This window comes from Palaeococcus pacificus DY20341, assembly GCF_000725425.1.
GTDB classification, from domain to species: Archaea; Methanobacteriota_B; Thermococci; order Thermococcales; family Thermococcaceae; genus Palaeococcus; species Palaeococcus pacificus.
Genome location: NZ_CP006019.1, coordinates 1,407,866 through 1,433,673, shown reverse-complemented (window position 1 = coordinate 1,433,673; position 25,808 = coordinate 1,407,866). Strand labels below are relative to the sequence as shown.

The following is a 25,808-nucleotide window of genomic DNA, read 5'->3' as shown; positions in this document are numbered from 1 at the left end:
TCATGATAAGGGTAAAGATCAGAAGCTGGACAGCAAGTTTTCGCTATCCTACTTTCCAGTCTGGATATCAACCTACTCTCCCAGTTCCTCCTCTTTCGACAATTCAGGGACTCCTCTCCGCTGCAAAGGGAGAGATTGCAAGCTTCATGGAAGTACCCTTTGTCGGCTATGTCTTTATCAGTGAGGGCAAGGGAATTGACTTGGAGAAAATCTATGCCCTAGGAAAGCCAGTGACAGACGTTATGAAGCGTGAAGTTCTCCTGGATAACACCCTCTATTTATATCTTCCGGACGAGTGGGAAGAGCACTTTAGAAAGCCCCGATTCCAGCTCTTGCTTGGACGCTCCAGTGACATAGCAACTGTGGAAGAAATCAAAAAAGTCGAGCTTGAGAGGAAGGAAAACGTTCCAATTGGTGGAACAATTGTCCCAGTATCCACAGGCCTTCCGGGGATAATCCACGCTCTCGTAGTAGAGTTCGATTACTCAACAATTCCAAGGAGAGCAAAACTCGTTAGGCCTTTTACAATCCTGCCGTTCCCAAGGACAGATGGCCAAAAGAAAAGGCAAACTTCTAAGAACAAGATTCCTTACGATTCAGAGCTTGGAATAGGAGTGTGGCTCCATGAAGGTCTGCATGGCGAAGTTTAATCCAAACGACTTCCTTGAGTGCCACACCAACGACGTCCTTAACGTCCTCAAAAGCATGAAGAGTGCATTCCCATGGATTCCAAAACTCTCGCGCGATGACATCTGGGAGCTTCTCTTTTATTCTATCCTTCTCCACGACATAGGCAAGTGTGCTATAGGATTTCAGAAGGCTGGGGCAAAGGGCAAAATTTGGGGCTATCGCCATGAAGTTCTTTCAGCAGCTTTTACTCAATTTCTAGATTATGATGCAGAGACAAAGAATTTAATCGCACTCGCGATTCTAACGCATCACCGTTATCTCAGCGAGTTGCCTGTTCCCACGAGGGTAGAGGAGTTCGTCTGGGATGGTTACTTGGAGAAAGTCAATGAACTACTCAAAAACGCGGATTACATTGAGGAAGTTTTCCTCCCAAAGGTACCCTATTGGGAAGGGTATATTCTTGGAAAAAGATCTGGGAAGTTTAAACTTCCATCTGATTGGAAGAATAAGCTCAAAGGATACGACTTTGATGATTTAATGAACTGGTACGAGAGAAATTGTAAAGCTCACAGAGATGTTCTAATATTTCTCAAAGGCCTACTGAATGCTGCAGATCATTTGGCATCTGCAGGTGAGATATCTTTGAGATCACTCCCTTTTATAGCCGAGACATTAGAACTGAAGATACCACGAGAGAAGTGGAGGCCACTTCAAGAAAAAGCGAATAATGTGAGAGGAAATCTCCTTTTACGTGCCCCAACTGGTTATGGAAAAACTGAAGCCGCTCTTTTGTGGGCAGATGCAAATGCTTACAGACAAAAGAAAGGGATTTCGAATAGAATCTTTTACGTTCTTCCATATAAGGCCAGCATCAACGCGATGCACGAGCGCCTTCTTAGTTATTTCAAGAGTCCAGAACTCGTTGGAATTCTTCACAGCTCGTCGAACTATTACCTATATTCCTCAAGCCTTGAGTACAAGCGTCTCTCGAGTCTCTACCAAAAAATATTCACCCCCTTCAAGGTTACGACACCATTCCAAATAATGAAAGCCTTCTTTGGCGTTGGCTTTTTCGAGATGACGCTGAGCGAGCTGGCTAACTCCCTTCTAATCTTCGATGAAATCCACGCCTACGAGCCCAATGTCCTGGGGATAATTCTTGCAATGCTCGAAATCCTGAATGGTTATGGATCAAGAACGATGATAATGTCGGCAACGCTCCCATCCTTCATCGAGGAGCTTTTTGCAGAGGTGATATCTCCAAAAGAGCTTAAAGTCTCTAACGAAGAAGCCGACCGCTTCACGAGGCATAGAGTTAGAATAATCGAAGGCAATATGGAAGAAAATCTCGAAGAGCTTGCAGAGCAGTTTAAGGCTAATGGGTTAATGCCAGCCTTGATAGCTTGCAACACTGTCGATAGAGCTATGGAAACATACAAGCGGCTTAAGGCTAAGGGATACCGTGTCATGCTTATCCACAGCCGCTTCACTTATGGTGATAGGGAGGAACTCGAAAGAAAGTTGAGGAGCAACCTCAATGGGTACGATTTTGTGGTTGCCACTCAGGTCATAGAGGTTTCCCTTGATATAAGCTTCAAGACAATCCTAACTGAGCCAGCTCCCCTCGACGCCCTTATTCAGCGTTTTGGAAGAGTGAACAGACAGGGGTGGAAGCAGGGAAAGATTGCAGACGTGCATATCCTAACTAGGGGCTCCGAAAAGGATGAGAAAGTTTACAAGCCTTACAGGATTGTGAGGCAGAGCGTTAAGATTTTGGAGGAGTTGAATGAAGACTTCTTGTGGGAATCCTCAATTCCAGAACTTGTTAGTGAGGCATACTCCAGTGTGGAAAAGGAGCTAGTTGAGAGTGTGTTAGACTATAAGCAGACTGCTTTTGACCTCTTTGACGGGCTTCAGCCTTTGAAGAGGAGCGGAAGTGAGCAGGAATTTTACAAAATGTTCCAAGGACTTGAGATTATTCCCTCAAGGTTTGCTGGAGAAGTGAGTAAGCTCATCGATGCTGGTAAGGGAATTGAGGTTCACCGCTACCTTGTTCCCATTCCTTATTGGAAGCTCTTCGCAATTCAAAAGGAGCTCGGCAATGTCTTCACATATGATAAAAAGCACCGCATGATGATTGCCAATCTGAAGTATAGCCACAAGCTCGGTCTTTTGAACGAATCGGAGGAGAATGAGATATTTTGAACACTTGCAGGTGTCTTAAGTGGAATCTTATCCCGAAACCCACCTCCTAATTAGGGGTGTCGAGATAAACTACCTCTTCATCTGCAAAACAAAGCTATGGTACTTCGCCAAGGGAATTACAATGGAGCAGGAGAACGAATACGTTGACTTGGGCAAGTTCCTCCATGAAAGGAGTTACTTTGGTGAGGAGAAAGAAGTTCAAATCGGGCCGATAAAAATCGACTTTGTGAAGAAAGGCGACATCATAGAAGTCCACGAAGTCAAGAAGGGCAAATCAATGGAGAAAGCCCACGAGATGCAGGCTTTGTACTACATCTACTACCTCAAGAGGCATGGCATAAATGCCAAAGCTGTCCTCAACTATCCGAAGCTCAGGGAGACAAAGGAGATAACCCTTGATGGGAGAGAACAAGAGGTTGAGGAAGCTATAAATGAAGTTGAGCAGATAAAAGCACTCTCAAAGCCGCCAGAGCCTGTGAAAACCAAAAAGTGTAAGAAATGCGCTTATTATGAGCTGTGCTGGGTTTAAATAAGCTAAAATATTGGAGGGAAAAAGATGCGTAAAAAATCCCTAACCCTCCTTTCGGATGGAAAACTCTTTCGAAAAGAAAACACTCTCTACTTTGAAAACGCCCAAGGAAAGAGACCGTTAGCCGTTGAGGGCATCTATGACATTTACATTTACAGCCACGTGAACATAACTTCCCAAGCCCTTCACTATCTCGCCCAAAAGGGAGTAGCAGTTCACTTCTTCAACCACTACGGCTACTATGATGGAAGCTTTTACCCAAAAGAAAGCCTTCATTCTGGAGATTTGGTGATAAAACAAGCACAGCACTACTTGGACTTTGAAAAGAGGTTAAAACTTGCAAAGCTCTTTGTGATAGGGGCAGCAAAGAATATGGAGAGGAACTTAGCGCGCTTTGGAGCCAAGCATAAGTTTGATGAGCTCTTGGAGGAGTTGGATGGATGCGGAAAAATTACCGATGTTATGAACGTTGAAGCGAGGATAAGGCAGGAGTATTACGCGCTTTGGGATGAGACTTTGCCAGAGAGTTTCAAGATAGTTAAAAGAACAAGAAGACCTCCTCAGAATGAGATGAATGCATTAATAAGCTTCTTGAACTCTCGCTTATACCCTGCTATATTAAGCGAACTCTACAACACACAGCTAACTCCGACGATAAGCTATCTCCACGAGCCGAGTGAGAGGAGGTTTTCGCTTGCTTTAGATTTGAGTGAGATTTTCAAGCCAATCATAGCTGACAGAATAGCGAACCGCCTGGTGAAGCAAGGCATAATTAAAAAAGAACATTTTAGAGGAGATTTGAATGGGGTTCTGCTGAACGAGGAAGGTAAGAAGACTGTCATTAAAGCTTTCAACAAGGAGATGGAGAAAAGTGTTAAACATCCAAAGCTTAAGAAAAATGTAACGAAGAAGAGACTGATTCGATTGGAAGCATATAAATTAATCAAACATCTCGTCGGAGTTCAAGATTACGAGCCCCTAGTGGCGTGGTTTTAAATAATATCTTCAATCGGGTTCTTTTCCACTCCAAACGTTTCTCTTTTTGGCTTTGAGCGGAGCTTGTAAATAATGACGGAGTCCTCATCCTCATCAATTAAATCCAAAATTCCAGCTTTTATACGCTCAAACTCTGCTAACGTTACTTCACCTTCAAAAACGCTGTTCTGAACCCAGTGAAGGTGCTGTCTTAAGAACTTCTTTACCCTATTTACGCGGGAGACATTGATGTCATACACTATTACCACATACATGGGGCATCATTCAATCTATGCTCTCGCTAATTTTAATGCTTTCGAAAATTTTTCTACTTTCTCTCTGAGCTCATCTCGATAGAGAGTGTTACTTTTCAAAAAACTCCAAGTTGAAGTTGCCATCACTCGCTTAATGTATTCTTATCAGTTTTGGGACCTTTAATAATTAAAGGTTCCTAAATTACTTTTCGTTACGGAATTCAAGCAAATCTATAACGTTTTAAATGTATGCATTTGGAATGGGCGCTCTGAACGTTTCTTTAACATGTCTTCCCAGCAGAAAATCGCTCATTTTTAATTTAAAGTTTTTAAAAATTGAATTTTTGAATTTTGGCTGCATTAAATGCTCTGGAAGTCTCGTGAATGTTTTTGTGTATTATCTTTGTAACTTTAAGTTTAATGCTTTACTCGCGTGTTACGTGTTTTATCAATCGTGGGTTGGAGTTCTGTTAAAGCTTGTTTTTCACCCCTTTGACGAAAGGCTTAAATATTTCAAGTTTTCATAGGGGTTTATAGGACAAAATCTCAAAAATCCGCCCCTGTTCCAATAAGACTTTAGAAGAATTGAAAGGCTTTAAACATCCATTCACCCGTCATTTCATCCCTTTCAAGTTCCAATAAGACTTTAGAAGAATTGAAAGTTCTTGGAATTTTAGCTAGATTCTTGGCTTTAGCAAGTTCCAATAAGACTTTAGAAGAATTGAAAGTTTGGGAGGGTTACATAAGCGAGCTGCACGGCTGGCTGTTCCAATAAGACTTTAGAAGAATTGAAAGCTACTCTATACTCATCAGTTATAACCGGACTAAGAGGGTTCCAATAAGACTTTAGAAGAATTGAAAGAGCTCTGGGCAATGTTCGCCATTGTGATCGGAGAATCGGTTCCAATAAGACTTTAGAAGAATTGAAAGGGATACTGGGGGTTTCTGATAGGCAGGTTAGGAACTGTTCCAATAAGACTTTAGAAGAATTGAAAGCTAACAATACTAAAACAATATTCACAATAATCACAGTTCCAATAAGACTTTAGAAGAATTGAAAGTTAACTTCATTGTTTTCAGAAACGGCACTAGCTATGAGTTCCAATAAGACTTTAGAAGAATTGAAAGTTCGCTTTTTCAATTATTATTTTATCCCCTTCGAGGGTTCCAATAAGACTTTAGAAGAATTGAAAGATCTTGCTCAGTATTTGTTTTAGTTCTGACTGTTTAAGTTCCAATAAGACTTTAGAAGAATTGAAAGATAAAGCGGCTAATAGCGTAACAACCCAATCCGGTGGTTCCAATAAGACTTTAGAAGAATTGAAAGTTGTAATCTCAGACATGGATACTGCTGGGTGCAAGGTTCCAATAAGACTTTAGAAGAATTGAAAGAATTACAAACCTCTAAGCGTTCAAAATGTTCAAATGGGTTCCAATAAGACTTTAGAAGAATTGAAAGGTGCTAAATCTAATAATCGTTAAATCCTCACCCTCTGTTCCAATAAGACTTTAGAAGAATTGAAAGTATCCTCAGCGAAGCAGTAGTGTATGCAACAGATATGGTTCCAATAAGACTTTAGAAGAATTGAAAGCTTTCGTATAACTCTTTTACCCTTTGCCTAGTGTTCGTTCCAATAAGACTTTAGAAGAATTGAAAGAAGTAGGTTTTAATCGAAAGGGGTTTGGTGGGCGGGTTCCAATAAGACTTTAGAAGAATTGAAAGTCATACTTGCAAAAGGCCTGAAACGAGTAGTAAAAGCGTTCCAATAAGACTTTAGAAGAATTGAAAGACGTTTATTGTGATTGTCTTGCTTGTGTATTGCTGCAGTTCCAATAAGACTTTAGAAGAATTGAAAGAAGAACTCATTTGTTCTATCTACCTTGTCCTCAAAGGTTCCAATAAGACTTTAGAAGAATTGAAAGTGTAAACTTTAGTACTTGTGGGAAAAGCTTAGGGTTAGTTCCAATAAGACTTTAGAAGAATTGAAAGATGGTTGTTGTCAATGTAAACGTTTGAATTATCCTGGTTCCAATAAGACTTTAGAAGAATTGAAAGAACATAGATTAGACCGGCTTTTGGAGTGTTGTTCACCGTTCCAATAAGACTTTAGAAGAATTGAAAGTTATAAATTTTGGAGTTACTACGGTGCAGTTCCAAAAGTTCCAATAAGACTTTAGAAGAATTGAAAGCAATAGGGGCTGAGGAGGTTTATAATCCTGTTACAGGTTCCAATAAGACTTTAGAAGAATTGAAAGTCGGCCGTTTTCGTATTTGTAAAGCTCTTTATAACCGGTTCCAATAAGACTTTAGAAGAATTGAAAGTCTTATCGCTGAATTTGTCAAATAATTCTATACCAACGTTCCAATAAGACTTTAGAAGAATTGAAAGGGGTCTGGTCTATTGATGTTTGGGTTTCTGAGGAAAGTTCCAATAAGACTTTAGAAGAATTGAAAGAAGTTTTCTCTTCCTACTTGCCACCGCTCACCCCTCCAGTTCCAATAAGACTTTAGAAGTATTGAAAGTGTTTCTTGCCAAAAGCGGAATTTTCTGCCATCTATGAGTTCCAATAAGACTTTAGAAGAATTGAAAGGCAATAGGAGCGATAAGTTCTTTAACCTTAGGTGCAGTTCCAATAAGACTCTAAGAGAACTAAAAACTTAAAAAAGAAAAAGTCTTTTCCAGCTACCACCAAATTTTGTTTCCTTTGACCTTTATGTAACCCAGAGTCTGGAGCTCTTTCAAAAAGTCCTCGAGCGCGTCTTCCTCAAAATAGATATTCACCTTCTCTCTCTTCCCCTCAATTGTTATCGGCTCTTCCGCTAAGAGAGTTTCAATGAGCTCTTTTTTCTTATTGTTCTTCTTTACGAGCTCCAAAATTATATCAGCCAGAGTGGATTTTGCTATCCCAACGAACATAGCATCCGCTAGGGATTCCTCCGTCGCATACTCCTCAGCTATCTCCAAAGCCTCTTGAATGAGCTCCTTTTCCACTTCCAGAACCTCAACATAGTACTTTCTTTCGAGTGTAAACTCCGTCAAAAGCTTGGCATTCAATCTCTCCTCAAGCTCCTCCAAAACATCAGCTACCTCATCAATCGGAATCCTAAGCTCCAACTCCAGCTCACTAAGCTCGGGCTTCTCTTTAAGCACAAGTCCTTCCTCACTTTCTTCGAGATAGCCACCTTCAACCAAAGCCGTTAAGACAATCAGCATCCCAAGCTTTGCCTCATCAAAAAGCTCATCCACTTTTTTCTTCTCGCCGACTTCCCATCCCAGCACTGCGTTATTGTAGGCGTTCTCAACTTCCTCCAGAAGTTCATGGAGGACTTCAACTTCCATATCCTTAATTTTTTTCTTCAGCTCTTCAAATTTTCCTTTTATCAAAATCCTGTGCTCCAATGAATATCCAAGCTCTTCCTTAGTCTTGTTCATAATTCCTGCCTTGCTGAGCTCTTTGCTAAGCTCTTGCATCTCTTCCTTACTCAAAACCTCAAACTTCATGATCGTCACCAAAGAAAAGTTGGAGTTTGGGGTTATAACCTTAACTAGTTTTAAGATCTTCAAGCGACAGCAGAAGGAGCTTTTTTAGGGGTTTGTTCCTCATTTTTTCTGCGGTATCTAAAATCTCATCGGCCACATCAGGCCCTCTGTATGCGTAGAGGTACAAGGCGTATGCCATGAGCTTTGCGTCCCCCTCGTTGAGAATATCTAAGGCCTCGCTGAGTGCTCTGCTGTGGATAAGTTCATCGGCGAGTGATTTAAGCTTTTCCTCGTTCCCTTTTTCCAAAGCTTCTTTTAGTGGGTTGTAGAAGGATTTTAAGACGGTTCTCGCGGCATTTTCTCTCTTCTCCAGATACTGGACTGGAGTTTCCTCGGGTTTTTTATAAAGCTTTGAGATGAAGTAGAAAATTGGAAAGAGGGCCAAAACGGTGGCGATAAGTATATAGGGCGTTAGGGATATTGGGACGAATGAAAAGCGGTTTTTTATCCATGCAAAAACGAAGAGGCTGGAGATAAGGAATATGAGAAAAAAGAACATATAGAGGTCTAATCCCTGACTCCTGCTTTCCCAGAGTGAGTACTTTGTTAAAGCCCCAACTTTGTCCATTAAAGCCAGTCTTTGCTCGGCTAACTCAATCTCTGCCTCAAGCTTCTTTATCCTCTTCTCAAGTTCATCTAAAACCTCTTTCATCTTAACTCCTCTAAGATCAGTCTCATGATTTTCTCACTCACAATTTCCAAAATTGCCTCGCCCTTCTCCCTCGTAGCTCCTCTGGGGTTGTCGTTTACTCCCTCTGGAAATAGCTCTAAGCCGATATTTTTCTTAATCTTCCTGACTCCATAGGCCCTTTTCTCTCCAACTGCCTTCCCCATCTTTACGAGCTCTGGCTTAATTGCGAGGATGACTGAGGTTTCATCTTCCCCAGCGTGTCCTTGAGATGAGCAGATGCTTAAAATGTCCTCCCTAAAGTCTATCCACCAGTTTATGAGCCAGACTTCAATATCCTCAAACTTCTCTGCAGCGTCTTCGGCTGCTTCTACCAGCGGATAAACGTTTCCACCATGGCCATTTAAGAGGATTATGCGCTTAAATCCCTCTGTGGCGAACTCCTCGATAATGTCCCTAACATAGGCCCTCAATGTCTCTGCTCTCACGTTAATGGTTCCAGGATAGACGTTTAGGACAAATGTATGGCCGTAGTTAACTGGAGGGGCAATTAACACATCTTTTCCTATCTCTTGAAGCTTCTTTTCCACGCGTTTAGCTATTTCAACTGGAGCTAAAACATCGGTGTTTAAGGGCAAATGCTTTCCATGAGCTTCTATGCTTCCTATGGGGATAACAACTGTATCTATTCTCTCTTTGACCTCTTTAAATTCATCCCAAGTTAAGTTTTCCATCATCATGACTATCCCAATTAATTATCGCTGAGAGAAATAAAAAGGTTAGTGCTTGAGCTTCGAGAGGACGTACTCATAAGTTTCCTCCACTTCCCTCGAAACCACATCCCATGAGTACCTCCTTTCCACGGCTCTCCTTCCATTCTTTCCTAACTTATTTCTAAGCTCTTTATCGGCCAAAAGTGCTTCTATGGCATCTTTAAGAGCGGTTTCATTTGAAGGTGGAACGAGAAGGCCGCTCTGCGACTCCCTAACGATCTCGGGTATCCCCCCGACGTTAGTCGCTACTACTGGGACCCCTGAGGCCATAGCTTCTAAAATCACTATTCCAAAGGCCTCTGCCGTCACGGAAGGGAGGACGAATATGTCGGCCATTCCAAAAAGCTTTGGTAGCTCATTACTTGGGACGTATCCCAAAAACCTGACCCTCTTGTCTATGCCTAAAAATTTTGCTTGAGCCTTTAAGAATGGTAGGAGCTCTCCAGGGCCTACCATTATTAGAGTGCCCTCTTTTAACCTAGAAAAAGCGTTAAGTAAAACCTGCGGCCCTTTCCTATAGCTCATCCTGCTGACGTAGAGAATAACATCTCCTTCGATGTCGTATTCCTCTTTTAACTCCTCTTTATCCCAGTTTGGGTGGAAGCGCTTATCATCGACGCCATTTGGAATAACCTTAATCTCAGTGTCAGTGAAGTGCTCTATAAAGCTCTTTGAAGCTTCGCTTACGGATATTATACAGTGGGGGAACTTTAGATAGTGGCTGAAAACTGGAAAAGATAAGCCAAGGGCTTTCCAAAGCTTTGACTCATGAGCAAAGGATATGCTGTGAGTGGTTAAAAGGGTGGCCTTTCCCATTTTCCTTCCTGCCTTTGCAGCCTTTAGCGCTAGGGGGGTAAATGCATGGTGCGAGTGAATGACGTCGAAGTCGTTCAAATACTCGAAAAGCTCCTCGCTTGAGTTGATTCCAAAGGATAGATTTATGCTCAATATTGGGCTTATTACCCCTTCTACTTTTATCAGCTCAATCCCATTTTTTTCAAGCTCTTCTTCCTTTCCAGTTTTCCAGTAGTTCGTCACTATCGCAACTTCATTTCCCCTCTCCCTCAACTTCAAAGCTAGGTTGTGCATGTGCGATGCAACACCGCCTACTTTAGGATAATACCAATCACTCACCAGCGCTATTTTCATTGCCACCACCCAAAATGCTGTAAAACACCATAGCTCCTACAATAGCCCACACATATTGAAATATGAACTTGTAGGTGAAAGCTGTTATGGCAGACTTAGTTGAGGAGCCGATTCCTAAAACGAGGCCAAACTCATTTGCACCCACTCCTGCAGGAATTCCGCTAATGCTGGCAAATATTGTGCTTATTATAAAGCCTTTCAAAGCTTGGCCAAGGTTTATGGAAAGCTCAAATGCCTTTCCAACTATGATAATGCCCAAAATTTGGAGAAGAAAAGTGAAAAACGAGAGCAGAAAAGATACCCCAAAGACAGCTCTGTCTTCCTTCGCTTTAGTCCATCCGTGGTACAGTCTTTCGCTATAACTCCTCAAAGTAGAGGTTATCTCTCTTATTCCTCCTTTCTCGAGGAGATTTAAGAATGAGTTTGCAAGATTGTAAATCCCTTTCTCATATACTAAAATAAGTAGAAGAAAGAGCAGTATCAGCACTCCGATTTTTGTGAAGCCTATGAATATGAGGGCAAAGCTGAGAACGATTATAATTTCTGCTACCAAGCTCATCGCTAAAGATGAGAGCGCCCTGAAGTAATCGCCTCCCACTAGCTTTACCTTCGCCATGTGGCCGAGCGTTGGTGGGAGAATCGAAATCAGGTAGTAGCCGCTTAAATATGCCCTAAGAGTTTTTTTGAAGCTCGCCTCTTGAACTTGGTTTAAAAACAGGTACCATCTGAGGCTCGAGATAAAGACTGTTAAAAGGGCTAAAACAAAAGCCAAGAGGAGGTACTCTAGGGAGGCCGTTTGAAGGGCTACTCTAAGCTCCCCAAAGTCCACCTGGATGTATAAATAGGTAATTGAAATTAAAAATGCAAAGATGCTAAAGAGTCTCTTCACCTTTTCACTGACCATGAAAGTCCCTCTATACAACGACCGCTTTTAACAAGTAACCCAACAGCAGCATTGTGATTGTAGCATCAAAGATTCTGTACTCTCTTTGAACCACCAGTATTGAAGCCCCTATGACAAAGGGAGGGGAAACGAGATATAAAAGGAGGAGTACTGCAGAGAGTGAGAAAGCAAAAACCAGCTGTTGTGACTTTTCTCTACCCAATACAATGGGCGTAGTTTTCAAATTTGCCTTTAAATCGCTCTCATAATCCCCTAAATGGTTTCTAATCTCCAGTGCAAAGGAGTACAGTGCTATTGCTATACTTATGATTAGTTCCGGTCTTGAAAGGACTCCATCTACATAGGCACCGAAGAGGAAAGGCAGAGCGCCGAAAAAGATGCCGTGGGATAAAACATCTAAGAATGGCTTGGCCTTCAACCTAGGCGGAACTGAGTAGAACGTAGATAAGCCCAGCATTATTGAGTATATGGCAAACATGACTTCATTTGTAAAGTATGCGAATATTAGGCCTAGTAGGCCAATTACGGCGGATGACGCTAATCCTACAGTAAAGCTCAGCTCTCCACTTGCTATAGGATTCTTTTCATGTTTTTGTGGGTTTTGAGAGTCGGTATCAACATCAAAGCAGTTGTTTATTGCAAAAGAGTATGCAACATAGAGTACTCCTGCGACCATCGCCAAAATAATCGTTTCCAAACTCGCCCCTTCCAAGTTAAGAGCGAGTGCAAAGGCTATCAGACCGATATAAGCCCTACCATCAAGTATGCGAGTATTTTTAAGTATCGATGTTATCATGACTATCACCGAAAGTAGGTTAAGAGGAAGGTTTATAAATATTTCCACCTAAAAGTGAAGTAGTATGAAGAAAAAGTTGCATAGGTGTTGTCGTTGGAGGACATTTTCAAGTCCCTAAACCAGATTTTAAAGAACTTTGAGCTTACCAACTCAGAGATAAGGATTTACTCCCTTCTTCTAAAGGAAAGCTTAACTCCAAGGCAAATTTCGAAAAAACTGGGCTTATCTGAAAGGATAGTGAGGGAAAAGCTTCGTCACCTTCTAGAGCTCGGTTTGGTGGAGAGGGAGCTCATCAATAGAGGGTGGATAGGCTACTTATACAAGGCCAGACCATCGAGGGAGGCCTTAAATACTTTAATAAAAAAGATGGAAGAACTTTTGGAAAACTTTGAAAAAGAGGTAGAGAAAGTACTCTAATCACTTAAGTCTTATTGCATCAAGGTTGTTTGGAGCTCTCGTACTTATGCTGAACTTCTTGTGAATGCTTGAGGCTAAATCAAGGCATTTTTGCGTTTCTCCGTGGACTGTGATTACCCTCTCAGGCCTTGGCTTGACTCTTGCGACGTAGTTTATGAGCTCTCTCCTATCGGCGTGACCTGAGAATCCATCTATTGTGTGGACTTCCATGTTGACTTTGATTACTTCCGTCTTTCCGCTTTCTCCGGCCACTGGAATTTCCCTAAGACCTCTCTGCACCCTTCTACCAAGTGTTCCCTCCGCTTGGTAGCTCACAAAGATGACGCTGTTTTTCTCATCGCTTGCCAAATTCTTGAAGTATTCCACGCTAGGTCCGCCCACAAGCATACCTGAAGAGGCTATAATTATTGCAGGCTCTCTGCTCTCAATTATATCCTTTCTTTCATTTGAGTTTGCAACTGGGTGGAATATCTCGCTTAAGAATGGGTTGTAGCCTTCGTGGAATATCTGCTCCCTTAAGTGTCTGCTGAGGTATTCTGGGTAAGCTGTGTGAATAGCTGTTGCCTCCCAGATCATACCATCCAAGTAAACGGGAACCTCCATTCCCCCAATTCTCGCGTATTCTTCGAGAACCATCATTATCTCTTGGCTTCTTCCTACAGACATTGCTGGGATTAGGACTTTTCCTCCGCGTTTGATAGTCCTTAAGATAACCTCCATAAGTCTCTTTTCTGCTTCATCTCTGGGTAACTGGTAGTCCTTGGATGCTCCATAGGTGGACTCCATTATGAGTGTCTCCAACCTTGGGAACCTTGAGTTGGCAGGCTCAAATAGCCTTGTTGGGATGAACTTAAAGTCTCCAGTTACTGCTATGTTGTGGAGTCCGTTTCCAACATGGAGGTGAGCTATTGATGAACCTAAGATGTGACCAGCATTGTGCAGGGTGAGGCGTATATCGGGTGAGATATCTCTCACTTCACCGTATTCGAGCGTTATGGTATGCTTCACGACCTCTTTGATGTCCTTTGGCCTGTAAAGCGGTGGTACACCATTGCTCTGCTGTATCTCAATGAAATCCTTTTGGAGGAGCACCATGAGGTCTCTTGTAGGGGGAGTGGTGTAAATTGGTCCATCGAAGAGGTTGAACCTAAACAAGTAGGGCAGCAATCCGCTGTGGTCTAAGTGAGCGTGGGTAATGATTATGGCATCCAACAGTCCCTCTTTAAGGACGTATTGGAACTCGGGAGCATCGAAGTGCGGGACGGCCTTCTTCGGGTCGTGAAGGGCGGCAACATTTATACCAAAGTCAACTAATACGTTGCTTTCGTTGGTTTGGAGCAGAAGAGCGCTCCTCCCTACTTCCCTCCATCCTCCTAGACCGGTGATTCTTATCCAATCACTCTTTAATTCGGGCTTTCTATAGATGTTTCTCCCCACCTGCCTCAAGAACTTTCTCCTATCCTTGCTCTCGCTTTGTAGAATTTGTCTAATAGAATAAATCGTTTGGGATTGTAATGGAGGGGTTCTAATAACCCTCGGTGCCCAATAAACCTTTTGAGTTATTAACCTCAGCGTTTCACCATTTTTTCCAATAACTAATCCGGGCTTTTTGGCTTCTATCAAAACTTCTCCTACGGATGGGTCAAAGCTAATATTTGTTATCTCTGCTTCAGCAGGAACGAGCTCTTTAATTAGCTCCTCCGCTTTTTCGGGAGGTAGAAGAACATCCGGGTCTGGTCTAACGCTAATCCTCTTTTTAAGAACCTTGGCGAGATTTTTAATAAGCTCGCCATCTCTCATCAAAACTTCAGGGTTTTTTACATATATAACAAGCTCAGGGCCTTCAAACTCGACTTCCGTAATCTTCGCTTCCTTGGGAACCATCTGATTTATAATCTCCCTCATTTCTTTTAGAATTTCATCGACAGATGTTTCTCTTTTTATCACACTGCTCACCTCAGAAGAGTTATAGCTTCTTAAGAATCTCGTCTATTTCCTCTTTGCTTAATTCCCTATATCCTTTTTTGTCAACAGCAACCAACATAATTCCATCTCCAGTGTATACATCCCTCTTTAAAGCTGAGTTTATGGCCCTAACAGCCAACTTAACGCCCGTTTTTAAGGTCATGTTCTTTCTATAGTTCTCCTCCAAAATTGCATAGGCAAATTCCATACCGGAGCCAGCTGAAACGTATTTGTCTTCCGTTATGCCGCCTAGGGGGTCTATAGAGTAAAGTCCGGGTTTTTCATCATAGCCCGCAATTAGAAACCATGCAAAGTAGGGTAGGAACTTGCTTCCTTGGAGTACATTGGCCGTTAATGTAGCTAACGCCTTGACACTCATATTTTTGTAGACTCTAGTTTTATATAAACTGGCTTCTGATCTTAAGAGCCTAACGAGGCTTAAGATGTCGCCAACGCTCCCAGCACCTGCTAATGCCAAATGCCTGTCTATCTGGAATATCTTTGTGGCATTCTTTGTCATTATCATGTTCCCATAGGAGCCTCTCTTATCTGCTGCTAACACTACGCCATCTTTACAAACAATGCCTACTGTTGTAGTGCCTTTAATATGCTCTGTCAACTACAACACCCCTTTATTTTCGTAGAATAGCATAAAATTGCCTCTCACATGCCACTTTCACCAAATAGTATTTAAAGTTTTCGCATTTGGGCGTTATAACATGAGCTTGGTATTAGCGATGCTAGATTTACTTAGGAAAAAGAAATTTAAGAAAAGGGGTTCAAATGACTTCCCCAAAAGCGAATTTCCTTTTAACGCTGTTTATAACGATTTCAACTTCGTCTCCAACCTTAGTATTTGGAACAAAGATCACGAAACCTTTAACCCTCGCAATACCATCTCCACCATTTCCAAGGCTCTCAATCTTGACTGTATATCTTTCACCGACCTTAACAGGTGCCGTACTTCCAAATTTATCTCCATATCTATCTCCATACATTTCCAACAAACTCCTTCAAATATTTCGCACTCTTCCCAGAAGAGCACGTGTTCTACTATGTTCACCAGTTTATAAATCTTTGGGTATATTAAGCCAAAAAACAGAAATTACCAAGGAACACTCTTCCATCCTACTTTATATGCAAAAACATTAGCTAACCAGTGGACAAAAGGCGTCACAACGAGTAAAAAGAGAACCTGCTTAGTCTCTATCGTTTTTATGGGATACGCTAGTATCATAGCGACTATTAAAAAGCCCCACTGATCTAATCCTATCGCAGGATACCCCCGAGGAAAGTTTGCTCTCCTCTTTATGAAGCTTCCTATCAAATCACCAAGAAGAGCACCAAACGAGAGAGCAAATCCCAGCTTGAGAGCAAAATAAGGAGAACCGTAGTAAGAGGGAATGAGGTGGTATTGAATCAGTGATATGAGCACACCAACAGTTAAACCGCCAAAAAAGCCCCGCCATGTTTTTCCATCGCCTAAAATTCTTTTATTATCAATAAAATTCTTTCCAAAATCTATGGGAGTCCGCCCTTTAAAAACAACTGGCGAAGAATTCGCAAAGTACGCTGGGAGTATGTACCAAAGTGCTTCAAGCCAGGGATTCATTTGATCACCGCCATAATTTAATCCAGCCTATTTTTAAGCTTTGCCTATTCTTCTCTAATCTTCTTCTCAACGCATTCGAGAATCTTCTTGAGGACTTCATCTTCATCGTTCTTTAAGAATATGTTGACTATTTTCTCGGCTATGGCATTCCTCTCAAGGGCAAACTCAATTCTCTCCCTTATCCTCTTGGCCTCTTCGCTGTCATCTCCTTCAATCTCTTTTAGAGCTCTCGTTAGGTTTATCTTAGTCTGCTCTATATCCTCCTCGAGCCTCTTATAGTACGCTTCTCTTCTCCACTCTCTAATGTTCTTTATTGCTGTATAGTAGGCTTTCTTGTCACCCGGCTTTTTGACCCTCTTAACAAGCCCAACGCTCTCGAGAAGCTTCAAAGCAGTGCTCACGTGCGATAGGGAATAACCGGTTCTTTCAGCTATCTCTCCCAAACTTAGAGGTTCGTCTTCAAAGAACAAAACTCCATAAATGTATCCGTAAAGCTCATTTAAGCCAAATCTTCTCGCAGCATTTGCAAAGTGCTCCATCATAATTTTCTTTGCTTCTTCAACACCCAACTCATTCACCCCGCCACAATCAAAGTGCCATAAAGTATTTCAGTATTCTTATTTAAAAATTCGCCCCTAAATTTTGGATTCTTCCTAAACATGACACCTCTGCAGTCTCAAAGTCTGCCGGTGTTGAGATGAATGTCATTCTATCTCACCTCTCATGACCAAAAGATTTTTAAGGTTCATAACATATAAAACTTTCGGAAATTTCCGAAAGTTATGAGGTGAGAGTATGCTCAGGAAGACCTCGAAGATAATCGTGAGATACAGAGCGGCATTTGTACTTATTGCAATTTTCTTACTTATACTGTCAGGATATGGCATTACTCAGCTAAAATTTGAGAGCGACTTATCAAAGCAGCTTCCTGAGGATTTACAAGCAGTTAAGGATTACGAGACACTCCAAAATGAATTTCAAAGCGGTGACGTAGCGATAATTATTGTCAAAGTCAAAAGCATAGAAAAAGGTGGCGTTTACGATATCAGGGATCCTGCAGTAATACAATCAATCTACGAACTTGAGCAGCGGTTAAAGCAACATGAGTACGTGACGAATACAATGAGTATAGCCGACATTTACATTCAAGCCCTTGGAAGGCTGCCAAAAAATGATGGAGAGGTAAAGTTCGTTTTGAATATGCTTCCAGAAGAAGCTAAACAGGGCCTAATAAGCTCTGATTACAGGACAACAATACTAATAGCTTCACTTACAAGGGAAAAAAGTTCTCAAGCACTCATGAGGGTTTACGATGAAATCCAAAAGGACATAGATAACGTTAATTTTCCCCAAAATGTTGAAGCTGTCCAAACAGGCACTGTAGGGATAACATATAAAATTCTAGCGCTTCTCCAGAGCGATTTAAACATAACAATGGGAATCGCATTTTTTGTAGTAGGAATTTTGTTGCTCTACTTCTACCGCTCTCCTATAAAAGCCCTGATTCCGTTAATCCCATTAATTCTTGGAGTTACGATGACCCTTGGATTTATGGGGCTTCTAGGCATTCCCCTCGACATGGCAACTACAACGGTTGGAGCTATGCTAATAGGAATGGGAATTGACTACGGCGTTCACGTGACCAATAGATACTACGAAGAGAGGCGGAAAGGGAAAAGCATCGAGGAAGCTGCAGAAGAGGCAATAGCGGAAACGGGTAAAGCCCTTCTTGGAGCTGCTTTAACTACAATAGCGGGGTTTGCAGCACTAAGCCTCTCAATACTTCCATCACTCCAGAGGCTTAGTATTACGCTAATAATGGGTTTGGGCTTGGCGGCTCTAAACGCAGTGGTGATAACTCCCGCCGTCATCATACTTGAAGAAGACTTAATGAAAAAGATAAAAGGGCACTATGAGGTTCCAGAGATTCGTTCATACTCGGGATTCATAGCGAAAGGGTTCTATAAGCTTGGAAAAACGGTAAGGGACCATCCAATGCAGTTCTTAGGAGTCGCACTCCTCATAAGCTTAATAACAGCTTACGGGGTAACTCAGGTCACAACTGAAGTTAGGCTTGAAAAGATGATTCCTGAAGGAATTCCCGAGATTGAAGTGATGAAAGATGTTAGATACGAATTTGGTGGTCAAGATGAGGTTGATGTGATCATCACAGCTGAGGATGTGAGGGATCCAAGCGTAGTCAGAGCCATCCACCGCTTTGAAAAACAAATTATAGCAGACTCTTACTACAATAACGTCTTTGAATCGAACAGTATCGCTGATATTGTAATCAACAAGTATGGGTACATTCCAGATGACAAGGAAAAGATAAAGGAGGCTTTAGAGGAGTATCAAGGCCAAGGAATGGTAAATGACGACTACTCAATGACAATTGTGCAGTTTAAAGGGAACTTTATGGGAGTTAGGCAGGAGCAATTTAGAGAAATAATGAGGTACTTTGAGGAGGAAGTTCAAAACGCTGATCTTCCGGCAGGTGTTGAAGCGAGGGTGGCTGGGGAGTCTTACTTAAACTATGTTTTGGATAGCCTGACAAACAGTGAACTCGGTAGGATTTCTATGTACGGAACTCTTTTTGTCATCCTTATCGTTCTCCTGCTCTTTAGAAAGCCTGCACTTTCGCTTTCCATGATAACACCAATGCTTCTCGGCGCCTTTTGGACGGTTGGATACATGGGATTAGCAGGGATTCCATTTAGTCAAACACTTGCAGGGATTATCTCAATGATAGTAGGCTTAGGAGTGGACTACGGCATGCACTTAACTCATCGCTTCCTCGAGGAGATGGGAGAAGGAAATCCCCACCCAATAATTACGGCTGTCCAAGGTGTGGGTCCAGGAATATTGGTGGGGGCTTTAACAACAGCTGGTGGATTTTTAGCACTCTTGGCTGGCGAGTTAACCCCAATCCACGACTTGGGCAAAACCTTGGCGGTAGGGATATTCGCGTCAATGCTTGCCGCTTTTATTGTCACACCTGCACTGCTTCAGCTAAAGTATGGAAAACAAATTGGAGGTGGAGGAGATGAGGAGTAAAGTTTTTAGTTTGCTGATGGGGGTAATTCTCCTTTCGAGTATGTTTAACATCGCATTGGCTCAAGAAACAGTGCTCTTTGAGGGCTACCTGGATAAAGGAGAATCTCTCCTTGTGGGGCCACTAGTCATAACGGTTGCCGACGTTCACAAGAACTACCTGAACGGGACTTATGAGGCCTTAGTGGTCGTGTTGAAGGACGGCAAGCCCATAAATGAAGTCGCTACACCTATAATTAATCCAAACACAGCTTTAATTCAAAGCTTGATGCAAAATCAAACGTTCTTAACTTTGATGGGTGAAACATTGGGCTACAATATGACGGACCCATTGGATCAAGCGCAATTTTATGGATGGCTCCAAACCGCGAGTGAGGAGGAAGTGTTCAACGCAATAGTCGCTACCATCCAAGCCCATCCCGAACTCGGCTTAACACAGGAGGATTTAGTGAACGTTCAAATTGAATATAACTACATACGCGAAAACCAAACGATTGAGCTTGATGTGGATGGGGATAAAGTGAGCATAACAGCCCTCCAGGTTTATCCCAATGGTGCAAAGCTCAGCATAAGCGGCCCCTATGAGTGGAAAGCATCTACAATGCCTGCATACCTTACCACCTGGGTCGAAGCACCTAAGAGCGTCAATCCTGGCGAGGAAGTGACTGTTAAAGTCTATCTAAAGAATGAAGGGGCCCTAAAAGCACGCTATGTTAATGTTATCGTTTCACCGATGCCTCTAACCATGAGTGAGGGGAGCCAAGAAACTTCAAGCAATGCTCTGGCTCAAGCACTCTCCCAAAGCGGAGTGGTTCAAAGCGTCTTCCTCCCTGTTGACAGCGCAACACAGTATGTGGAATATCTCGAGGGCAAGGAAGAGAAGGTTTTGGAGTTCCACTTTAAGCTGAATGAGAACGCCGTTCCTGGAACCTATCCTCTTTATGTGAACGTTGTTTACTCAGTGGGGATGGGACAGAGCCTAACGCAAATGCAGAGCTTCAACTATGTGGGAATAACCGTTGCGAGGGAAAGCGACGCTACATTTGCACTCGAAAATGTTGAAACGCCCAAGATAGTCCATCCCGGCGAGGACTTTGAAGTTAAAGTCAGGCTCAAGAACGTGGGTATGGAAGAGGCAAAAAATCTTCTTATAAAATTGGAGACATCTCCAAGTTTGGAATCTACCGATACACTAAAGGCTCCAAAATTGGAAACACCCATACTTATAGGCAACGCAACTGACCAGTATTATACATCTCTCGTAGGTACAAACAGGGAAGTGGAGTACACCTTTAAGCTCCATGTGAGTGAAGATGCAAAGACAGGCAGCTATCCTCTAACGCTTAAGCTCGAATACTACAGTGGCGATGCTAAGGAAGGTAAAAGCCAAAGCTTTGAGTTCTCTATCCAAGTGCTTGAGAGCAGGAAGGCCTTCATAGAAATTGAAAGAATTGAAGTCGAACCAAAGAAGATTGAGCCTGGAGATGACTTTACGTTGAAGATCACGCTTAAGAACGTTGGGGAAGAAACCGCAAGGGGCTTTGAGCTCAAGCTCCTCCCCTATGAGACGCAAGTCCAAGGCGAGATTAAAAACGTTGACCTCTCATCACTACAAAGCCTGCCAATCCAGGGAAGCCAGGCTATAAGTGAGAACCTCCAAACAGCTCTGAATCAATTAATTCAAGAGCTGGCTAAAAGGAACGTTGAAGCTTTCCTCCCAATAGGAGAAGACAACTCAAAGTATGTGAGTGAGATACAACCTAACCAAGAGGTGACCTTGGAGTTCCACGTTAAGGCAAACGAGAAACTTGAGAATGGTGTTTACCCTGTAAGGCTTGGCATATCATATTTGAGCTCCCCAAACGATGAAAAAGTTAGCGACGAGCGTTTAGTGGGTGTTGAGATCATCGGAAAGGAGGAACTCATTATTTCGAAGGTGTCCACATCACCAAGCCGTGTTTTAGCGGGGACAAACAACGTTGAGATAAGCTTAGAAGTGGAGAATATTGGAAGCGGGAGTGCACGCTATGTGCTTCTTAAACCTGAGCCAAACGACCCATTCGAGCTCAGTGAAACGAGCGAGCAGGTGATTAACCTTGGAACTTTGAGCCAAGGAGACTCAGCGAAAGCTGTGTTTAGAGTGAACGTTAAAGACAGCATAAGCGGAGGAACCTACGAGATCCCAGTAAAGATTAGCTATAAAGATGCCCTTGGAGAGAAGCAAGAGATAACGTTGAAAGTGCCCATAATAGTCAATGAAAAGCCAAAAGTTGAGGTAGAGAGCATTAAGTTCGACAAGAAGCCCCTGCAAGGGGAGGACGTGAAGATTTACATCAAAATCAAGAACATTGGAGGAGAACAAGCAGAGAATGTTATAATTGAAGGTGTAGTGAAAGCAAACCAACCTTTCACACTAACGAAGAGGACGGACTACGTGGGAACCCTTGACCCAGGAAAAGATGGAGAGGGAGTGCTGGAGCTCAGTATAAATAGAGATGCAATTCCAAAGGAGTATACAATCCAAGTTAGGATTAGGGCAGTGGGAGATAAAGAAAGCGGCGATGACAATGTCTACATATTCGAAGACAGCATAAAGGTGCCTATCGAAGAGAACATAAAGCAGAAGACGGAATTAAAAACCATGGGTGCTGTGGTGGGAATTTTGGCTCTTTTGGCAGTAATAGTGACGTACTTGAGGAGAAAAAGAGCTTGAATTTTCCTCTTCTTTTTTATTAAAAAACCTTAAATCTTTTAAAGTCCAATATACACCGGAGGGGTGGCTTATGAAGGCTGTGCTAAAATTAACTTCACTCATATTTTTGGCTTTCATTTTGTGGGGGAGCTATTTAGCATACGCTGTGCATATTTTAAATCCCCAAATGACTGCAGAGTGGGGTTATGTGGATGAAGATACAACCGAACTTTGGCTTCATGTGAGCTTAGGGAGCAAACTTCCAATATTAGCAAACATCAAATCAGCGACATTAGAGCTTGCGGGAGTGGAGTTTGGGAGAGTAGACAATGTGAAGTTTGGCTTCATGAGTGATGCGATTGATATTCCAATAGTGATTGATAATAAAAAGGCTGTCGAAGCACTTAAAGCCCATATAAAGAACAACGAGAACAGTGAGATTAAAATAACTATTGAAGCTTCTCTTTTTGGCATTTCTCTTAAAAAAGAGCTCACTCAGAATGTTGAAACTGACATACTCTCAGCGTTAAACATCCAAACCGAAAGCGAAAATGCCGTAATCCTTCAAACACCTGCAGTAGAGAGAGTTGACTCTAGATGGGGCGAGGTTGATGAAGATATTACAATTTACAGCGATATTTTAGTCTACAATCCAAACAGCTTCCCCCTACCTGTAAGAGGCTTAGAATACTCTATAGATATCGATGAGTACAATGTGGCTCAGGGAGAGCTTTTGGAAGGAGTTACGATACCCGCTAAAGGGCGTGAAACAGTGAAGGTAAAAACTATCCTCAATACAGAGCTGCTACCTAAGGTATGGGCTCAGCACATAAAGCAGGGAGAGAGGAGCACTATTGGGGTTAAGCTGTATATAAAGACGACCGTCCTAAAAAAAGACATCAGGATAAAGCTCTTGGACTATGAAGAAACTATCGAAACCAATATACTCAAAGAAATAAGCCTCATGTCTTAGGGAACACTTTCTCTTTTTCCTGTTTTAAATCTTTGAAAGTTATGCACTTCTTTTGTCCACACTATGGAAAATTATTTAACTTTTAAGCTCGTAATCTGTACGGTGGTGGTATGGGAGCCATAAATGCGTTGAGCCAGACAATAGATTTGCTCTCCAAAAACCCCCGAATCTTGCTAGTGCCTCTCATAATAGCGTTTATAATGGTTCCTATTACAGCGTATCAGGCTCAAAAGCTCCATTTTGAGTATTCTTTTGAAGACAATAACGTTTCCCAAGAGGAACTCAAAGCAATCCTACGGGATATGGCAGCTACCTTCGCCCGAACCATGCTCATAATTGGGTCCATTATGGCGCTTCTAAACGCAGTTGCTCAGTACTACCTTGTCAAAAGTGCCCTCACCATTCTAAAAGGAGAAAAACCACTAACTGCAGATTTAATTAAAGCTGGACTTAAAAAAGCAGTGCCGATAGCAATTCTCAATGTTTTTGTGGGAGCATTGATCGTAGGAGTGGCGCTCATTCCGCATGCATACCTCATTAAACTTATCCTCTCTGCTGAGGGTCCAACGATACCTGGCTCGGCAATGGACTTATTTTTCCTCCTATGGATAATCTCGCTCTTCCTTGAGCTGTTCATACTCCCGGCATCGATGATGGTGGTTCCAGCATACATCGTTGAAAACTCGCCACTAAAAGGCCTCAAAGCTTATGCAGTTGCCTTTAGAAACATGCCATCCACTCTGGGCTTTGGAGTTCTATTAGGAATAATAATGCTTGTTTTCATGGTTCCATATTTTATGACAGCATTTGCAATTCATCAAAACGCGGGTTTCAGCACTTATCTAACACGCCAACTGATCCAAGCGCCCTTTTTAGCGCTTAGCAATGCTATTGGAACTGTAGGCGGCTTAATGCTGTATTTGGACTTTAAAGGGAATAGAAAAGAAGAGTAGTTCATTTACCATACTTCTTTTCTCTTGCCGCCTCTACAAGTCCTTTAAACACTGGAGAAGGTTTCATAGGTCTAGACTTGAGCTCTGGGTGGTACTGGGTGGCTATGAAGTATGGGTGTTCTGGAAGCTCTAAAATTTCCATTCTCCTTCCGTCGTCTCCCGAAACTCCGCTGAACACTAAGCCTTTTTCTTCAAATTGGGCTATGAAGTCTGGATTAACCTCCCAGCGGTGTCTGTGCCTCTCATAGATTAGCTCCTTTCCGTAGAGCCTGTGTGCCAAAGTGTTTGGCTTTATCTTGACGGGGTAAGCTCCTAAGCGCATTGTTCCACCTAGCTTGTCGATGCCCCTCTGCTCAGGAAGCAAATCAACAACTGGATATGGTGTTTGTGGGTCAATCTCTGTTGAATGGGCCCCTTTAAGACCTAAAACATTCCTTGCAAATTCAACAACTGTGAGCTGGAATCCAAAGCATATTCCCAAGAAAGGTATGCCGTTCTCCCTCGCATAGCGGACAGCCATCATTTTGCCTTCCGTTCCCCTTGCACCGAAGCCACCTGGGACTATTATTCCATCAACGCCCTCGAGAAGCTTAAATCCGTCTCTCTCTAAATCTTCGGCCTCTATCCACCTTATCTTAACCTTCACATTGTTGGCGACACTTGAGTGCTTTAAAGCTTCTTTTATGCTCAAGTAGGAATCAGCTAGTTTAACGTACTTTCCGACTATTGCGATTTCAACAGTCTTATCAAGCTTCTTGTATTTTTCAACTATCTCTCTCCAATCTTCCAAGTTGGGCTCTCTCTCTTCGAGGCCAATCCTTTTGGTTAAATAGCGCGCCAATCCTTCCTTCTCAAGAAGGAGCGGCACCTCATAAGTGTCTTCAACGTCATAAGCACTTATAACTGCCTCTTCGGGCACGTTTGTAAAGAGGCTTATCTTCTTCCTCGCTCCCTCTTCTAGGGGGTCTTCGCTCCTCGCGATTATTGCATCGGGCTGAATTCCAAGGCTCCTAAGCTCTTTAACGCTGTGCTGTGTTGGCTTTGTCTTTTGTTCACCTACAACCTTAAGTTTGGGCACATAGGTAACATGCACAAAGGCAACGTTCTCCCTTCCCTCTTCGAGCTGCATCTCTCTAGCAGCTTCAAGGAAAGGCATGCTCTCTATGTCTCCAACTGTTCCACCAATTTCCACAACAACAACCTCATAGTCTTGGGCTATTTTCCTAATACGCTCCTTAATCTCGTTGGTGATGTGGGGAATGACCTGGACGGTTGCACCTAAGTAATCGCCTCTGCGCTCTTTCTCGATGACTGCAGAGTAGACTTTCCCTGTGGTTATGTTGTGGTCAAATGTTAAGTTCGTGTCTAAGAAGCGCTCGTAGTTGCCTAAATCCAAATCAACTTCTCCACCATCATCGAGGACAAAAACTTCTCCGTGCTGATATGGGTTCATCGTTCCTGCGTCGTAGTTTAGGTATGGGTCGATTTTGATGTTCGTTGTTTTGAAGCCCCTCGCCTTCATGAGCATTCCAAGGGATGCGCTGGTGATTCCTTTTCCCAATCCGCTTACGACACCACCGGTTACAAAGATGAACTTAGCCATGGTAAAAACCTCCAAAAGTTATGTTGAAAGTTGCAAATTAAGTGTTTAAAAGCTTTGTTTAGAAAAGCCTAAAAACAAAGATGGCATAGATTAACATCCCCATAAAAGGTGAAAAAAATTTAAACAAAATCTTTTTATTTTCTAAGCTCAATTAAAG

At 42.4% G+C, this 25,808-nt stretch carries 22 protein-coding genes and 1 CRISPR repeat array; of the genes, 9 read left to right on the top strand and 13 right to left on the bottom strand.

The genetic code is table 11. The features are described 5' to 3' along the window. Window positions 1-2: 2 nt before the first annotated feature. The 4 genes from cas5b to cas1b are packed head-to-tail and all read left to right on the top strand — an operon-like array spanning window position 3 to window position 4,360. Window positions 3-650 carry a type I-B CRISPR-associated protein Cas5b gene (cas5b, locus tag PAP_RS07795; RefSeq protein WP_048165479.1) on the top strand — a complete coding sequence of 216 codons (648 nt, stop codon included), beginning with the start codon at window positions 3-5 and terminating at the stop codon, window positions 648-650. Next, a complete protein-coding gene (locus PAP_RS07790; protein ID WP_048165478.1) occupies window positions 625-2,835 on the top strand; it encodes a CRISPR-associated helicase/endonuclease Cas3 in 2,211 nt (736 codons plus the stop codon). The genes cas5b and PAP_RS07790 overlap by 26 nt, the downstream gene beginning before the upstream one ends. A gap of 19 nt (window positions 2,836-2,854) precedes the next feature. After that, entirely contained in the window at window positions 2,855-3,364 is a 510-nt protein-coding gene (gene cas4 / locus PAP_RS07785) for a CRISPR-associated protein Cas4 (protein WP_048165477.1), read from the top strand. 27 nt (window positions 3,365-3,391) lie between these two features. Beyond that, the gene (cas1b, locus tag PAP_RS07780; RefSeq protein ID WP_048165476.1) at window positions 3,392-4,360 is read left to right on the top strand and encodes a type I-B CRISPR-associated endonuclease Cas1b; all 969 of its coding nucleotides are present in this window, start codon (window positions 3,392-3,394) and stop codon (window positions 4,358-4,360) included. On the opposite strand, the gene cas2 is transcribed toward cas1b, so the two are convergent. From cas2 to PAP_RS07745, 7 genes are all read right to left on the bottom strand, one after another. Further along, window positions 4,357-4,614 carry a CRISPR-associated endonuclease Cas2 gene (cas2, locus tag PAP_RS07775; RefSeq protein ID WP_048165475.1) on the bottom strand — a complete coding sequence of 86 codons (258 nt, stop codon included), beginning with the start codon at window positions 4,612-4,614 and terminating at the stop codon, window positions 4,357-4,359. The two genes, cas1b and cas2, sit on opposite strands and share 4 nt — an antisense overlap. 541 nt (window positions 4,615-5,155) lie before the next feature. Next, window positions 5,156-7,251: a CRISPR direct-repeat array (repeat unit 30 nt; unit sequence GTTCCAATAAGACTTTAGAAGAATTGAAAG). Window positions 7,252-7,277: 26 nt separating this feature from the next. Next, window positions 7,278-8,096 carry a hypothetical protein gene (locus tag PAP_RS07770; protein ID WP_048165474.1) on the bottom strand — a complete coding sequence of 273 codons (819 nt, stop codon included), beginning with the start codon at window positions 8,094-8,096 and terminating at the stop codon, window positions 7,278-7,280. A gap of 40 nt (window positions 8,097-8,136) precedes the next feature. After that, the gene (locus PAP_RS07765) at window positions 8,137-8,787 is read right to left on the bottom strand and encodes an AAA family ATPase (protein ID WP_048165473.1); all 651 of its coding nucleotides are present in this window, start codon (window positions 8,785-8,787) and stop codon (window positions 8,137-8,139) included. Further along, window positions 8,784-9,503 carry a creatininase family protein gene (locus PAP_RS07760; protein WP_048165472.1) on the bottom strand — a complete coding sequence of 240 codons (720 nt, stop codon included), beginning with the start codon at window positions 9,501-9,503 and terminating at the stop codon, window positions 8,784-8,786. Before PAP_RS07760 ends, PAP_RS07765 begins: the two co-directional genes overlap by 4 nt. 39 nt (window positions 9,504-9,542) lie before the next feature. Beyond that, the gene (locus PAP_RS07755) at window positions 9,543-10,685 is read right to left on the bottom strand and encodes a glycosyltransferase family 4 protein (protein ID WP_048165471.1); all 1,143 of its coding nucleotides are present in this window, start codon (window positions 10,683-10,685) and stop codon (window positions 9,543-9,545) included. Beyond that, on the bottom strand, window positions 10,663-11,589 hold the full coding sequence (locus tag PAP_RS07750) for a flippase-like domain-containing protein (RefSeq protein ID WP_048165470.1): 927 nt from the start codon (window positions 11,587-11,589) through the stop codon (window positions 10,663-10,665). Before PAP_RS07750 ends, PAP_RS07755 begins: the two co-directional genes overlap by 23 nt. A 10-nt stretch (window positions 11,590-11,599) precedes the next feature. Continuing rightward, window positions 11,600-12,385 (bottom strand): UbiA prenyltransferase family protein, encoded by a 786-nt coding sequence (locus PAP_RS07745; RefSeq protein WP_048165469.1) that lies wholly within the window; start codon window positions 12,383-12,385, stop codon window positions 11,600-11,602. A 93-nt stretch (window positions 12,386-12,478) separates the two neighbouring features. Here PAP_RS07745 and PAP_RS07740 point away from each other — a divergent pair, with 93 nt between their 5' ends. After that, on the top strand, window positions 12,479-12,802 hold the full coding sequence (locus PAP_RS07740; protein WP_048165468.1) for a transcriptional regulator: 324 nt from the start codon (window positions 12,479-12,481) through the stop codon (window positions 12,800-12,802). Here PAP_RS07740 and PAP_RS07735 read toward each other — a convergent pair whose 3' ends face one another. The 5 genes from PAP_RS07735 to PAP_RS07715 form a co-directional block, all read right to left on the bottom strand. Beyond that, a complete protein-coding gene (locus PAP_RS07735; protein WP_048165467.1) occupies window positions 12,803-14,749 on the bottom strand; it encodes a beta-CASP ribonuclease aCPSF1 in 1,947 nt (648 codons plus the stop codon). A gap of 19 nt (window positions 14,750-14,768) precedes the next feature. Next, complete coding sequence (psmB, locus tag PAP_RS07730) at window positions 14,769-15,386, bottom strand: archaeal proteasome endopeptidase complex subunit beta (RefSeq protein WP_048165466.1); 618 nt, start codon at window positions 15,384-15,386, stop codon at window positions 14,769-14,771. Window positions 15,387-15,546: 160 nt separating this feature from the next. Further along, complete coding sequence (locus tag PAP_RS07725; RefSeq protein ID WP_048165465.1) at window positions 15,547-15,765, bottom strand: TRAM domain-containing protein; 219 nt, start codon at window positions 15,763-15,765, stop codon at window positions 15,547-15,549. Between the two features lie 107 nt (window positions 15,766-15,872). Then, entirely contained in the window at window positions 15,873-16,379 is a 507-nt protein-coding gene (locus PAP_RS07720) for a CDP-2,3-bis-(O-geranylgeranyl)-sn-glycerol synthase (protein ID WP_048165464.1), read from the bottom strand. Window positions 16,380-16,423: 44 nt separating this feature from the next. After that, the gene (locus tag PAP_RS07715; protein ID WP_048165463.1) at window positions 16,424-16,948 is read right to left on the bottom strand and encodes a GbsR/MarR family transcriptional regulator; all 525 of its coding nucleotides are present in this window, start codon (window positions 16,946-16,948) and stop codon (window positions 16,424-16,426) included. Between the two features lie 226 nt (window positions 16,949-17,174). Between PAP_RS07715 and PAP_RS07710 the strand changes: the two genes are divergently transcribed. The 4 genes from PAP_RS07710 to PAP_RS07695 all read left to right on the top strand — a co-directional run bounded on the left by PAP_RS07710 (window position 17,175) and on the right by PAP_RS07695 (window position 24,048). After that, a complete protein-coding gene (locus PAP_RS07710; protein ID WP_048165462.1) occupies window positions 17,175-19,433 on the top strand; it encodes a hydrophobe/amphiphile efflux-3 (HAE3) family transporter in 2,259 nt (752 codons plus the stop codon). Beyond that, the gene (locus tag PAP_RS07705) at window positions 19,423-22,143 is read left to right on the top strand and encodes a COG1361 S-layer family protein (protein ID WP_048165461.1); all 2,721 of its coding nucleotides are present in this window, start codon (window positions 19,423-19,425) and stop codon (window positions 22,141-22,143) included. The genes PAP_RS07710 and PAP_RS07705 overlap by 11 nt, the downstream gene beginning before the upstream one ends. A 70-nt stretch (window positions 22,144-22,213) precedes the next feature. Continuing rightward, a complete protein-coding gene (locus PAP_RS07700) occupies window positions 22,214-23,095 on the top strand; it encodes an LEA type 2 family protein (protein WP_048165460.1) in 882 nt (293 codons plus the stop codon). 110 nt (window positions 23,096-23,205) lie between these two features. After that, complete coding sequence (locus PAP_RS07695) at window positions 23,206-24,048, top strand: hypothetical protein (protein WP_048165459.1); 843 nt, start codon at window positions 23,206-23,208, stop codon at window positions 24,046-24,048. 1 nt (window position 24,049) lies between these two features. Here the strand turns inward: PAP_RS07695 and pyrG are convergent, their stop codons facing one another. Continuing rightward, complete coding sequence (pyrG, locus tag PAP_RS07690) at window positions 24,050-25,651, bottom strand: glutamine hydrolyzing CTP synthase (RefSeq protein ID WP_048165458.1); 1,602 nt, start codon at window positions 25,649-25,651, stop codon at window positions 24,050-24,052. Between the last annotated feature and the right edge of the window lie 157 nt (window positions 25,652-25,808).